This is a genomic window from Martelella sp. AD-3 (genome assembly GCF_001578105.1).
GTDB lineage: Bacteria > Pseudomonadota > Alphaproteobacteria > Rhizobiales > Rhizobiaceae > Martelella.
In genome coordinates this window covers 2,074,772-2,087,729 of sequence record NZ_CP014275.1, presented here as the reverse complement: position 1 = coordinate 2,087,729, position 12,958 = coordinate 2,074,772, and the positions used below count along the sequence as shown (strand labels likewise).

General features: G+C 64.0%; 9 protein-coding genes. 5 read left to right on the top strand and 4 right to left on the bottom strand.

The features are described 5' to 3' along the window. Positions 1-13: 13 nt before the first annotated feature. From eno to AZF01_RS09695, 4 genes are all read right to left on the bottom strand, one after another. Positions 14-1,288, bottom strand: coding sequence for a phosphopyruvate hydratase (eno, locus tag AZF01_RS09710; RefSeq protein WP_024707864.1), 1,275 nt, complete (start codon positions 1,286-1,288; stop codon positions 14-16). Positions 1,289-1,490: 202 nt separating this feature from the next. Then, positions 1,491-2,330, bottom strand: coding sequence for a 3-deoxy-8-phosphooctulonate synthase (kdsA, locus tag AZF01_RS09705; RefSeq protein WP_024707865.1), 840 nt, complete (start codon positions 2,328-2,330; stop codon positions 1,491-1,493). 1 nt (position 2,331) lies between these two features. Beyond that, positions 2,332-3,222 (bottom strand): VOC family protein, encoded by an 891-nt coding sequence (locus tag AZF01_RS09700; protein WP_061449667.1) that lies wholly within the window; start codon positions 3,220-3,222, stop codon positions 2,332-2,334. 96 nt (positions 3,223-3,318) lie between these two features. Next, positions 3,319-7,218 carry an autotransporter domain-containing protein gene (locus AZF01_RS09695; RefSeq protein ID WP_081725763.1) on the bottom strand — a complete coding sequence of 1,300 codons (3,900 nt, stop codon included), beginning with the start codon at positions 7,216-7,218 and terminating at the stop codon, positions 3,319-3,321. A gap of 270 nt (positions 7,219-7,488) precedes the next feature. Here AZF01_RS09695 and AZF01_RS09690 point away from each other — a divergent pair, with 270 nt between their 5' ends. The 5 genes from AZF01_RS09690 to glp are packed head-to-tail and all read left to right on the top strand — an operon-like array spanning position 7,489 to position 12,956. Next, a complete protein-coding gene (locus AZF01_RS09690) occupies positions 7,489-9,384 on the top strand; it encodes a SurA N-terminal domain-containing protein (protein WP_024707868.1) in 1,896 nt (631 codons plus the stop codon). A 12-nt stretch (positions 9,385-9,396) separates the two neighbouring features. Further along, positions 9,397-10,419 carry an anthranilate phosphoribosyltransferase gene (trpD, locus tag AZF01_RS09685; RefSeq protein ID WP_024707869.1) on the top strand — a complete coding sequence of 341 codons (1,023 nt, stop codon included), beginning with the start codon at positions 9,397-9,399 and terminating at the stop codon, positions 10,417-10,419. 6 nt (positions 10,420-10,425) lie between these two features. Continuing rightward, a complete protein-coding gene (gene trpC / locus AZF01_RS09680; RefSeq protein WP_024707870.1) occupies positions 10,426-11,244 on the top strand; it encodes an indole-3-glycerol phosphate synthase TrpC in 819 nt (272 codons plus the stop codon). After that, entirely contained in the window at positions 11,241-11,735 is a 495-nt protein-coding gene (moaC, locus tag AZF01_RS09675; RefSeq protein ID WP_024707871.1) for a cyclic pyranopterin monophosphate synthase MoaC, read from the top strand. Before trpC ends, moaC begins: the two co-directional genes overlap by 4 nt. A gap of 3 nt (positions 11,736-11,738) precedes the next feature. Beyond that, positions 11,739-12,956 (top strand): gephyrin-like molybdotransferase Glp, encoded by a 1,218-nt coding sequence (gene glp, locus AZF01_RS09670; protein ID WP_024707872.1) that lies wholly within the window; start codon positions 11,739-11,741, stop codon positions 12,954-12,956. The last annotated feature ends 2 nt before the right edge of the window (positions 12,957-12,958 follow it).

Here is a 12,958-nt window from a genome sequence, read left to right as displayed (position 1 = left end):
ACCTTTGGGCCGATCAGGCCTTGAGGATCGACTTGCCGGCGAAGACGGCCTGGGCGCCGAGTTCTTCCTCGATGCGGATCAGCTGGTTGTATTTCGCCAGACGGTCGGAGCGCGAGAGCGAGCCGGTCTTGATCTGACCGCAATTGGTGGCAACGGCGAGGTCGGCGATCGTGGCGTCCTCGGTCTCGCCCGAACGGTGCGACATGACCGAGGTGTAGCCGGCCTTGTGGGCTGTCTCGACGGCGTCGAGCGTTTCCGTCAGCGAGCCGATCTGGTTGACCTTGACGAGCAGCGAATTGCCGACGCCCATCTTGATGCCGTCCTTCAAGCGCTTGGTGTTGGTGACGAACAGGTCGTCGCCGACGAGCTGGCATTTGCCGCCGATCATCGACGTCAGTTCCTTCCAGCCGTCCCAGTCGTCCTCGGCCAGGCCGTCCTCGATCGAGAAGATCGGGTACTTGCCGATGAGGTCGGCGAGATAGGCGGCCATTTCGCCGGAGGAGAAGGTCTTGCCCTCGCCTTCCATCTCGTACTTGCCGTCCTTGTAGAACTCGGTGGAGGCAGCATCCATGGCGAGATTGACGTCATCGCCCGGCTTGTAGCCGGCCTTTTCGATCGACTTCATGATGAAATCGAGCGCGGAGATGGTGCTGGGAAGCGCCGGAGCGAAACCGCCCTCGTCGCCGATCGCGGTGTTGAAGCCGCCGGCGGAGAGTTCCTTCTTCAGCGTGTGGAAGATCTCCGAGCCCATGCGCACGGCGTCGCGCAGCGTATCGGCGCCGACGGGCATGATCATGAATTCCTGGAAGTCGATCGGGTTGTCGGCATGTTCGCCGCCATTGATGATGTTCATCATCGGAACCGGCAGGAGATGCGCGAAGGTGCCGCCGACATAGCGGTAGAGCGGCAGGCCGCAGGCAGTCGCGCCGGCCTTCGCCGAGGCGAGCGAGACGCCGAGGATGGCGTTGGCGCCGAGGCGGCCCTTGTTCGACGTGCCGTCGAGCTCGATCATCGTCTGGTCGATTTCCATCTGGTTCTCGACATCAAGGCCGACGATGGCTTCGAGGATTTCCGTATTGACGGCATTGACGGCCTTCTCGACGCCCTTGCCCAGATAGCGCTCGCCGCCGTCACGCAGCTCAACGGCTTCATGCGCGCCGGTCGATGCGCCCGAGGGCACGGCGGCGCGCCCGATGGTGCCGTCTTCCAGATACACATCCACCTCGACCGTGGGATTGCCACGGCTGTCGAGGATTTCACGGGCGAGAATGTCGGTGATTGTCGTCATGTCTGTCTACCTGTCGACCTTGCTGTTCGAATTTGTAACGGGTGCGCAGAGGCGCTGGGATTTTCCTTAATGCGTCCGGCGTCTTGGGTCACCTGAGCATTGCAGCAAAACTGCATAAAGCAGTTCATTCGCCAGAACTATGACGAATGAAAAATTTTCCGGGCGGACGCCATGAAAATGCGGACGCTCGCCTCAGCCGAGACTATCTTTCCTTCGTGATTGCGTCAAAAGCGAGAAGTTTTTCAAGAAGCCGCGGCATCTGATCGAGCGGAACCATGTTCGGCCCGTCGGATGGTGCGTTGTCCGGGTCCTGATGGGTCTCGATGAACACACCGGCAACGCCCGTTGCAACGGCCGCGCGCGCCAGCGTTTCAACGAATTCGCGCTGGCCACCGGTCGATCCGCCCTGCCCGCCCGGCTGCTGCACCGAATGGGTGGCATCGAAGATCACCGGCGCGCCGGTTTCGGCCATGATCGGCAGGGAGCGCATGTCGGAGACCAGCGTGTTGTAGCCGAAGGAGACGCCGCGCTCGCACAGGAGCACGTTGTCATTGCCGCTGTCGACGATCTTGGCGAGCACGTTCTTCATGTCCCAGGGCGCCAGGAACTGACCCTTCTTGACATTGATGACCCGGCCGGTCTTCGCGGCCGCGATCAGAAGGTCGGTTTGTCGGCAGAGGAAGGCGGGGATCTGCAGCACATCGACGACGTCCGCCACCTCTGCGCACTGCGCTTCGGTGTGAATGTCGGTCAGCACCGGGAAGCCGAACTCCTCCTTCAGATCGGAAAAGACTTCCAGCGATTTCTCCAGACCCATGCCGCGCTCGGCATTGAGCGAGGTGCGGTTGGCCTTGTCGAAGGAGGATTTATAGACGAGGCCGATCCCGGCATCGCTGCAGATCTCGACCAGTCGCCCCGCCATCATGAAGGCGTGGTCGCGGCTTTCCATCTGGCAGGGCCCGGCAATCAGCGACAGTTTTCCGTCGTTGGAAAAGGCAACCTTCGCCGCGCCCTCACCGGCCGAAACGGTCCGATTGTTCATGTCATGCTTCCTTGAATATGAATGTCACGCCCTGTCCGGGCGCAGGCGGAACGCAGATCATTCCGTCCGCCGCTTTGTGCTGAACCGCGTTTTTCGCGAGAATATCGGCGGTATTGCCGATATCGGCGGCCTCGAAGGCAATCGCCCTGCCGACAAGACCGCGTCCTGTGGCAGGCGGGGAAATCCCGAAACGATCGCGCAGATGCGCATGGGTAAAGATGGAGATATCGGCGCCGATCCCCTCCACCGTCACGCCGTGTGGATGAATCTCCATTTCATGGCAATGGCCGAGCTGCTGCAGCAGGGGCTCGAATTCCATCGGGTTGTCCTCGCCGATCAGCACTTCGGCGATGCCGGTCACGCCGTTCTGGTGCGCCATCAGCGCTTCCGGCGGGTTCAGCGGCAACAGCCGCTCGCAGGTGAAAAAGAAGAGGTCCGGCGCGCGCGGATCCGCCGCGAAGGCCAGCCGGAAACCGGCTTCCGCCTCGCTGCCGTCCTCGCGCTGGAATGCGCGGGAAAAGCGGAAGAGATCGCCGGCGGCGATGCCCTCCGCCATGAAGGCCTCATGGTCTGCGGTTGCATCATCGCTCTTGAACACGATTGCGGAAAGACCATCCTCGCCGACGCGGAAGCGGAAGGCGCGGTCGCGCGCCACGAATTCGAGGCCGTCGCGAACATGATTCCCGTAGATCTGCAGATCGGCGATCCCGAGCGGTTCGAGATAAGTGCCGTCGGTGAAATAGACGCAGGCGTTTTCCGTGCCGAACGGGTGACGAGCCTCCGGCGCGACGCTGAAGCCGAGCGCGCTCAGCCGAAGCCGCGCGGTGGCGAGGTCGACGACCGGCAGCACGAGGTGATCAAGCGGACGCGTGGCTCGGTGCGAAAGGGACATCAGGCTCCTCCCTTGTATGGCACCCTTGATGGCACGAAAGCAGGCGGGCTTCAAGCAGTTGTCGAAACCTGCCCGCAATGGCCCGTCAGCGCGGCGCTACCAGATATAGCGCAGCTTGGCCGAGGCGATCAGCGCCGAATATTCCGCGCCCCATTCGCCGTAGGCGCCGAGCGAAAGATCGGCCTGCGGCGTCAGCTGGATGCGCGCGCCGACATTGGCCGTGACGGCGCTGCCCGTCGGCGCATTGCTGGAGATCGAGAAACCGTAGCCGGGCAAGGCCAGGAAGCTGGCGTTCGCATTGCCGCCGCCGCCATAGCGGTAGAGATAGGAGACGCGCGAATTGAACGAGAAGCGCTGTGCGTAGTCTCCCGCCGCGGTATCAAAGCCGAGGCCGGCCTCCACCGTGCCGCGGAAGAGGCTGGAATCGGAATAGGCAAGCGCCGAACTGCCAAGCCCGGCGGCAACCTCCTCCTGATAGGACGGCGCGCTGGTGTAGACCGCGCTTGCCGCTGCAAACGGTATGAAGGCCATGCCGCCGTTGACGATGCGGCCCCCCGCCTCGAAGCGACCGCCGAACGTGGTCGCGGAATAACTGCCGCGCAGCCGGTCGCTCGTCGTTCCGAAGGCAACGGTGCGCTCGGTGTCGATACTGTCGACGCCGAGACCGACGGTTGCCAGGCCGTATAGCCCCTGCGCGGTCTGGCCGGCGGCTGTGACGGCGGCATGGAGAGACTGGCTGTCGGCCGAGCCGTTCTGTTCGGTCTGGTCGTAGCGCGTCTGGCCGCCGCCGAAGACGAGGCCGATGGCGGTCGTATCATCGAGCTGGGCCAGATAGCCGCCCTCGACGATATTGCCCGTAATGTCGGCGCCCGAATTGCCGGCGCCTGAGTCGCCGTCGACGCTCGCCGTCTCGCCGTTATACTCCAGCCAGATCGAATTGGCCGGCGTCAGGGAGCGATATGGAGCGTAGGGCGCGCCATAGGAGCCTCCGGAGGAACCGCCATAGGTCGCGCCGCGACCGGCCGAGGCCCAGTCCCATTGCGGCTGGCGGCTCGACGGCGTGCCGAGGTTCCAGTAGGCGAGCGCCGATGTTTCATTCGCCGACGGCAGAGCGTCGTCTTTCTTTACCTCGATCGGCCGCCATCCGGTGAACAACCGGCTTGGGTTGGACGAGCGGCGCAGGAAATCCTGCATGCCGAGATTGGCCGTCATCGTTGCGTTGATGCCCAGTTCGCCGCCAAGGGTCGTCATCGCCGCCTCGTAGGCGCTGCCCGATTGCAGCATGCCGGCAGACAAGGTTCCCGTCAGCGGCACGCCGTCGTTGAAGGCCTTGACCAGCTGATCGTTGACGCCCCTGCCGAGGGCGGAGAAATTGAAATTGCCGCCGACATAGGCGAGAGACATGTTGAGCCTGTTCGCATCCTGCGAGATCGTTCCGCGGAACTGCGAGGGCAGCGAGGCAAGCGGCGCCTCATAGGTGCCGGTGATCGCGCCGGCCTCCACCAGCGTGTATTGTTGCTTCAACTCGCCGCCGTCGACAAAGTCGACATCGAGCTCGGTTTCATCGAAGGCAACCGTGCCGGAGACCTTGGCCGGAACCTGGCTGGTCTGGATGACCGCCGCATAGGTCGCGTCAGGCTCGAAGTCGAGGTCGCCATTGACGGTGATCGATCCCTTCTCGTCGCCGGAAAGGAAGGTGCCGCCGGTGCGCACCGTGGTCGAACCGATCTCGCCCGAACCGCCAAAGGCAGCGCCAGCCTTGATGTCCGCTTTCGTGCCGCGAAGCGAACCGTCCACCAGGAAGGTGCCGCTTTCCGCCTCGAGCGTGCCTGCGAACTGGTCATTGTCGGCCGTCAGCCGCAGCGTGCCCGGCCCTTTCTGCGAGACCGTGCCGGTACCACGCAGAAGACCGGCAAATTCGATGTCGTCGGAACGGGCAAAGCTCAGCTTGCCGCCGGTTTCGATTGCCGCATTGCCCTGCAGCGTGCCGGTCGTGCCGCCATTGCCGACCTGGATTTCAGCGCCGGTGTCGATATAGGTATTGCCCTTATTGGTGTTGTCGGCCGTCAGAATGGTGGTTCCGGCAAAGGCGCCGATATCGACCGTGCCGCTGATCACGCGCGAGAACTCATAGTCGGAAGACGTGTGGTTGAAGACCAGATAGCCCTGCCCGTCGCCGAAGGAGACTTCGTTGACGTCGAGCGTGCCTGGGCCTTGCGGCGCGACATCCGGCAGGGAGCCGATGACAAGGCTTCCGGTCGAACCGGCATTTGCGGCCAACACAAGTTTGTCGGCCGTCAGCGTGCCCCCGTCGGAAAGCTGCAGGACGCCGGTTCCGTTCTCGCCGACCGTGAGGTCGCCGTCGATCGTCCACGAAGAACCGGCGCCGTCTACGGCAACGAGACCGATCGAATCCGCCCCCGAAGCAATTGTGCTCTCGGTACTGGTCACGATGCTGCCATCGGTGACAAGAATTCCGCCATTGCCTTCCACGCCGACTGTGATGCCGCCATCCACGTTCCAGGATGTACCCACGCCGCCCAGGGTGACAAGACCCTCGCCGGTCGCCGTCGTCCCGATTTCAACCGTACGGTTGTTGACGATGCCGCCGTCAGCAATCACCAGAAGGCCAGCCCCCTCGGAACCGACCTCAAGGTTCGATGTGTTGTTCCATGTGGCACCGCCAGTCACGCCGACTATGCCGATGCTGCCGGCATCGCGCCCGATAATGCCGCCGTTCGAGTTCAGCGTTCCTCCGTTTTCCAACCCGAGCAGCCCCTCGCCCGTCGCACCGACGGTCATGCGATTGGTGAGCGTCATCTCGCTGCCGGCATCGGTGACGTAAAGTATGCCGGTGCTGTTCGCATTCGCGCCGACCAGCGCGAAATCCGCCGTGACGGAGCCGCCATTCGAAACCGCCAGGCGGCCATCGCCATTGCGCCCGACCCTGAGCGAGGCGGAAAGCTGCAATTGCGAGCCGGCGCCGTCGACATAAACCGTACCCTCGCCACTCGAAACATTGCCGATATAGGCATTGCTCGCGGTCATGGTCGCGCCGTCAAGGACCGAAAGCGTGCCTTCGCCGCCCGTGCCGCCGGTGTTCACATTGCCGCCAAGTGAAATGTCATTATAGACGTTCCACAGCGAACCGCTGCCGGTCACCGTCGCTTCATTGCCGGTGGAGGACGTGTTCTCGCCGATCGAAAGCGAGCCGCTGATTGCATGCGCGCCGCTCTGCACCATGACGGTGCCCTTGCCGCTGCTGCCGATGGTGGTCGCGCCATAGCCGTTCCACTGCGTACCGGCGCCCGACAGGGTAACACTGCCCGCGCCGCCCGCATTGCGGCCGACGATCGCCTGGTCCGATTCGATGAAGGCGCCGTCGGAGACGCTGAGATTGCCGCTACCACTGTTTGCCACCGAAAGCCCGTTGGCGCCCGTGCCGTAGGTCCTGAGGCTCGTGCCGCTGCCGGAAAGCGTGACGGTGCCCGAACTGCCATCCGCATTGCCGAGAATGATCGAGGCCGTCTGGCCGGTCGCGCCGTCGGACATGCTGACCCGGCCCGTACCGGCATCGCCGACGATGATCGAATTGTCCATCTGCACCTGGCCGCCCGCGCCGAGCGTCAGCGTGCCGTTGCCGCCGGCCGATGCGCCGAGACGCGTCCGCTCGCCGTTGATCGTGGCATTCGACGTCACCCGCCCGGTCGCCGTGTCGCCGATGACGAAAGTGCTGATATATTCCGTGCCGCGATCGGTCGGCAGAACCGGCGCATTGGCCGTGGTGTTGATGGTAACGTTGTCACCGGTCTTGGGCGTGTTGGTCGTGGCCGCGCCGTTCTCGAGCCAGTTGTTGGCTGTGTACCAGTCGGTCGATTCGGCTCCGGTCCACTGGAAATCGGCGGCATGGCCGGCTGCGCCCCAGAGGAGGAACAGGGCGGACGAACTCAGGAAGACCGAACGGGCCGCCTTCAGCCGCAAACTCACATTACGCATGACACCTCCAGCACAGAAACGCTCGAACCTCTTGTCGCCGGCCTGTCCGACGGCCGGTCTCGCATGCCTGCAATTCTGGACTGCAGTAAATTAAGAACTTCTTGCGAGGGGAGAATTGGCCGTCATGCTTAATGTTTATGGTTAGCGCTTGGTTAATTCGCTTGGGCTCCCTGATTTAACCGCGCATGCAGCTATGGCTTCAATTCCGCTCAATCTTCGTCTAAGAAGCGTCACAAACCCTTATGACCGGAAAACAGGGACCGCTCGAGAATGCTTGAAACAATGCGCAAAGGCGCCCAGACCTGGGTCGCGAAACTCCTGCTGATCCTGCTGATCATTTCGTTCGGCGTCTGGGGCGCCTCAAGCGCGCTGTTTTCTGGCAATTCGGATGTGGTGGTTCAGGTCGGCGACAAGACCGTCTCGGCCAATGAATACCGCCTTGCCTACCAACGCCAGATGAACAGCCTGAGCAACCAGTTCGGCCGCCGGCTGACCGGCGAGGAAGCCCGCATGATCGGCGTCGACCAGCAGGTCTATGCCCAGCTCGTTGCGGGGGCTGCCCTCGACCAACTTGCCGACGATATGAATCTCGGCCTCTCCGAAGACCGGCTGGCCGAGATCATCGCCCAGGATCCCGCCTTCCAGAACGCCGACGGGCGATTCGACCGCCAGCGCTTCAGCGCGCTCCTGCGCAATGTCGGCCTAAACGAGGATGACTATGTGGCCGAGCGCAGCAAGGTCGCCGTGCGTTCCCAGATCGTCGACGGCATGGCCGACGGTTTCGTGCCGCCGAAAACGCTCGTGGATGCCATCCGCGAATACCGGTCCCAGAGCCGCGTGGTCGACTATATCGTTCTCAACAACGCCTTTGTCGCGCCGATCAAGTCGCCGGGCGACGAGGTTCTTCAGCCCTGGTTCGAACAGCGCCAGGCCGCCTACCGCGCGCCCGAATATCGCAAGATCTCCTATGTCGCGCTCCGCCCTTCCGACATCGCCGATCCCGACGCGGTCTCCGATGCCGCCGTCAGGGCCGATTACGAGGCTCGGATCGCCAATTACACGACGCCCGAAGAACGCCGGATCCAGCAGATGACCTTCGCCGATCAGGCTGCCGCCGAACAGGCGGCCCAGGCGCTTGAGGACGGCACAAAGACTTTCGACCAGCTTGTCTCCGAAGCCGGTCGCACGCCGGCCGACGTGACGCTCGGCATCTACGAGAAGGGCCAGTTCCCCGACCAGGCGATCGACGAGGCAGCCTTTGCCATTCCCGAGGCAGGCGGCGTGAGCGGCGTCGTGCAGGGCAATTTCGGTCCGGTCATCATACGCGTTACGGATATCGAGCCGGAAAGCACGACGCCGCTTGCCGATGTCGAGGACCAGATCCGCACGGAGCTTGCCGAACAGCAGGCCGCCGACGACATCCTCAACGTCGAGAACCAGTACGAGGACCAGCGCGCCGGCGGCGCCAGCATGGCCGAGGCCGCACAGAGCCTCGGTCTCGAAGCGGTTACGATCGATGCCATCGACGCCAACGGTCGTGATCCGAACGGCAACCCGATCGAAGACATTCCGCTGGGCACCGAGCTTGTCGGCGCGGCCTTCGAAAGCGATACAGGGCTTGAGAACCTGCCGCTGAACCTCGATGACGGCGGCGTTGTCTGGTACGAGGTCGAAGATATCACTCCGCCGCGCGATCGTACCTTCGATGAGGTCCGCAGCCAGGTCGAGACCGACTGGGCGGCCGAACAGCAGCGCGACGCGCTTGCGGCCAGGGCCGACGAGATGAAACAGCGCGTGGAGAACGGCGAAAGCCTGCAGCAGGTGGCCGACGATCTGGCCATTGACGTGCAGCAGAGCCCGTCGATCACGCGCAATTCGCAGAACAGCGACCTTGGCCCCGAGGCCATCGCGGCGGCCTTCAGCGGTCCGCTCGGGACCGTGGCCACCGCCCCGCGCGATGGCGGGACCGAGCAGATCGTGCTGTCGGTGGCAACCGTGGTCAATCCCTCCGATACGCTGGAAACCAGCGGCGACAACCAGGTCATCACCGCCATTGCGTCTTCGGCCGGAGACGATATCCTCGATGAAATGATCAACAAGCTGCAGAGCGAGTACGGCGTCTCGATCAACCAGACGCTCGCACAGCAGGCGGTGAACCTGCGATAAGCGAGAAAAGCCATGTCCGAACTGAAACCCTTCATCGCCAAGGTCGCCGACGGCCAGTCGCTTTCGAGCGAGGAATCCCGCCAGGCCTTCGATATCCTGATGTCGGGCGAGGCCACCCCGTCGCAGATCGGCGGCTTCCTGATGGCGCTCAGGGTCAAGGGCGAGACGGTCGACGAGATCGTCGGCGCCGTCACGACGATGCGCGCGAAGATGCTGCCGGTCAGGGCGCCGGACCACGCGATCGATATCGTTGGCACGGGCGGCGACGGCGCGGGTACCTACAATATCTCGACGCTCGCGGCCATCGTGACGGCCGGTGCCGGAGTGACGGTGGCAAAGCATGGCAACCGGGCGCTGAGTTCGCGTTCGGGCACGGCCGACAGCCTGTCGGAACTCGGCGTGGAACTGGATACCGGTCCGGAGATCATCGAGGCCTGCCTCGAGGAAGCCGGCATCGGCTTCATGTTCGCGCAGAAGCATCATGCGGCCATGCGCCATGTCGGCCCGTCGCGGGTCGAACTTGGCACGCGGACGATCTTCAATCTTCTCGGCCCGCTTTCGAACCCGGCCGGCGTAAAGAGTCAGTTGCTCGGCGTGTTCGCGCCGCAATGGCTGGTGCCGCTTGCCGAGGTGCTGCGCGATCTCGGGTCCGAGACCGTATGGGTCGTGCACGGCGAGGGTCTCGACGAAATCACAACGACGGGTACGACCCGGATCGCCGAGCTTTCCGATGGCAAGATTCGCGAGTATTCGCTGACGCCGAAGGATTTCGGCGTCGAGGCGGTGATGCTCGACGCGCTTCGCGGCGGTGACGGCAAGGTGAACGCCGCGGCGCTCCGCAAGGTGCTTTCCGGCGAGCGCAACGCCTATCGCGACATTGCGCTCTGCAATGCGGCCGCTGCGCTGATGATTGCCGGGAAGGGCGAGACGCTTTCCGACGCGATGGCGATCGCCGCGCAATCGCTGGAAAGCGGCAATGCGGCGCTCGCGCTCGACCGGCTCGTTGCCGTCTCCAACCAGAAAAGCGAAGGCTGAGTGCCGCTGATGACCGATATCCTGCGAAAGATCGAGGCCTACAAGCGCGAAGAGATCGCCGCCGCCAAGGCGAAGGTTTCGCTCGACGACCTGAAGGCGCGCGCAGCCGACCAGGAAAAGCCGCGCGGCTTTCTGGCCGCACTCCGCCGGAAACAGAACGAGGGCCGTTTCGGCCTGATCGCCGAGATCAAGAAGGCAAGCCCCTCAAAAGGGCTGATCCGCCCGGATTTCGATCCGCCTGCCTTCGCCAGGGCCTATGAGGCGGGCGGCGCGGCCTGCCTTTCTGTGCTCACCGATACGCCGAGCTTCCAGGGCGCGCCCGAGTTTCTCGCCGCCGCCCGCAATGCCTGCGCCCTGCCAGCGCTGCGCAAGGATTTCATGTTCGAGCCCTATCAGGTGCACGAGGCCCGTGCCTGGGGCGCCGATTGCATCCTGATCATCATGGCAAGCCTTTCCGATGACGAGGCGCGCGCGCTGGAAGAGACCGCCTTCGAACTCGGCATGGATGCGCTGCTTGAGGTCCATAACGAGGAAGAATGCGCGCGTGCGCTTAAGCTTTCCTCTCAGATGATCGGTATAAATAACCGTAATCTCAGGAATTTTGAGGTTACGCTCGAGACCAGCGAACGCCTCGTCAAGATGGTGCCGGACGACCGGCTGCTCGTCGGAGAAAGCGGCATCTTCGTCCATGACGATTGTCTGCGTCTGAAAAAGAGCGGCATCACCACCTTCCTCGTGGGCGAAAGTCTGATGCGACAGGACGATATTATCGGTGCCACGCGCGCGCTTCTGACCGGCACTGGCGCGGAGCTTCCGGCGCGATGAGCGGCAGGCCCACAAACCTGACCCATATCGCGGCCGACGGCTCGGCCAATATGGTCGATGTCGGCGGCAAGGACGAGACAGTGCGGACGGCCACGGCAGAAGGTTTCGTGCGCATGAAGCCCGAGACGCTCGCGCTGATCGAAAACGGCAATGCGAAGAAGGGTGACGTGATCGCCACCGCGCGCCTTGCCGGGATCATGGGCGCCAAGCAGACCGCCAACCTCATTCCGCTCTGCCACCCGCTGATGCTCACCAGGATCGCGGTCGATATCGTAGCCGATACCGCCCTGCCCGGCCTGCGCGTTACGGCCACGACCCGGCTTACCGGAAAGACCGGCGTCGAGATGGAGGCGCTGACGGCCGTTTCAGTTGCCTGCCTGACGATCTACGACATGGCAAAGGCGGCCGACCGGGAGATGGAAATCGGCGCGATCCGCCTCGTGGAGAAGTCCGGCGGCGCGAGCGGCGACTACAAACGATCGGAGGCATAGATCATGGCCGGCTCGCTTCTGCCCGTTGACGAGGCGCTCGCTATCCTGCTGGACGGCGTATTGCCGATCCCGGATAGGGAAACCTGCGATCTGGTCGAGGCCGACGGTCGCGTGCTGGCCGAAGATCTGCTCTCGCGCATCACCCAGCCGCCCTTCAGCGCCTCGGCCATGGACGGCTACGCGGTCCGGTCCGACGACGCCACAACCGGCGCGACGCTCTCGGTGATCGGCACGGTTGCCGCCGGAGAGACGCCGGAGATATCCGTCGCCCCCGCAACCGCGATCCGCATTTTCACCGGCGCGCCGCTGCCGCCCGGCGCCGACAGTGTGGTGATCCAGGAGAATACGGAGGTCATGGGCGACCGTATCCGCATCACGGAGCCCGTGGCGAAAAACGCCAATATCCGCGCCGCCGGGCAGGATTTTCACGAAGGACAGGTTCTGCTCGCTGAAGGCCGTCTGCTTGACGCGCGCAGCCTCTCTCTCGCCGCCGCCGGCGGCCACGGGACGCTGCCCGTCCATCGCCGTCCGAAGATCGCCGTGCTGGCCACCGGGGACGAGCTTGTGCCGCCGGGAGAAATGCCCGGCCCGGGCCAGATTTCAGCTTCGGCGGGGATTGCGCTGCAATCGCTCGCCCGCGAAAACGGCGGCGAGACCCGCGACCTCGGCATCGCCCGTGATAACGCGGCCGCGATCGAGGCTGCGGTCGAGCGCGCGCGCCAATGGGGGGCGGATGTCCTGATCACCATCGGCGGTGCGTCCGTCGGCGATCGGGATCTCGTCGGCCCGACCTTGCAGTCTTTGGGCATGTCGCTCGATTTCTGGAAGATTGCCATGCGGCCGGGCAAACCGCTCATGGTCGGCAATCTCGGCGACATGAAGGTGCTCGGCCTGCCCGGCAATCCCGTCTCGGCCTATGTCTGCGCGCTGATCTTCGCCGAACCGCTCATCCGTCGCCTCGCTGCGCTTCCCGCCCGCAATCGCCTTCGCCGGGCCTTCGCCGCGGAGGCGATCGGACCCAACGGGCCGCGTCGCCACTATATGCGCGCCCGTTTCACCGATCGGGGCAAAAAAAGCGTCGCTGCCTGCGAGAGCCAGGATTCGTCACTGATCGCCACCCTGGCCGACGCCGATTGCCTGATCATCCGCCCGCCCGCAGACGATGCGGTGCGACCCGGCGCCCCGCTTGAGGTGATGCTGCTTGGCGGGGATCTCCTCTGAGA

Coding starts and splice junctions, on each gene's coding strand:
- moaC (WP_024707871.1), top strand. CDS start 11,241: ATGAGCGGCAGGCCCACAAACCTGACCCATATCGCGGCCGACGGCTCG.
- trpD (WP_024707869.1), top strand. CDS start 9,397: ATGTCCGAACTGAAACCCTTCATCGCCAAGGTCGCCGACGGCCAGTCG.
- kdsA (WP_024707865.1), bottom strand. CDS start 2,330: ATGAACAATCGGACCGTTTCGGCCGGTGAGGGCGCGGCGAAGGTTGCC.
- glp (WP_024707872.1), top strand. CDS start 11,739: ATGGCCGGCTCGCTTCTGCCCGTTGACGAGGCGCTCGCTATCCTGCTG.
- AZF01_RS09690 (WP_024707868.1), top strand. CDS start 7,489: ATGCTTGAAACAATGCGCAAAGGCGCCCAGACCTGGGTCGCGAAACTC.
- AZF01_RS09700 (WP_061449667.1), bottom strand. CDS start 3,222: ATGTCCCTTTCGCACCGAGCCACGCGTCCGCTTGATCACCTCGTGCTG.
- AZF01_RS09695 (WP_081725763.1), bottom strand. CDS start 7,218: ATGCGTAATGTGAGTTTGCGGCTGAAGGCGGCCCGTTCGGTCTTCCTG.
- eno (WP_024707864.1), bottom strand. CDS start 1,288: ATGACGACAATCACCGACATTCTCGCCCGTGAAATCCTCGACAGCCGT.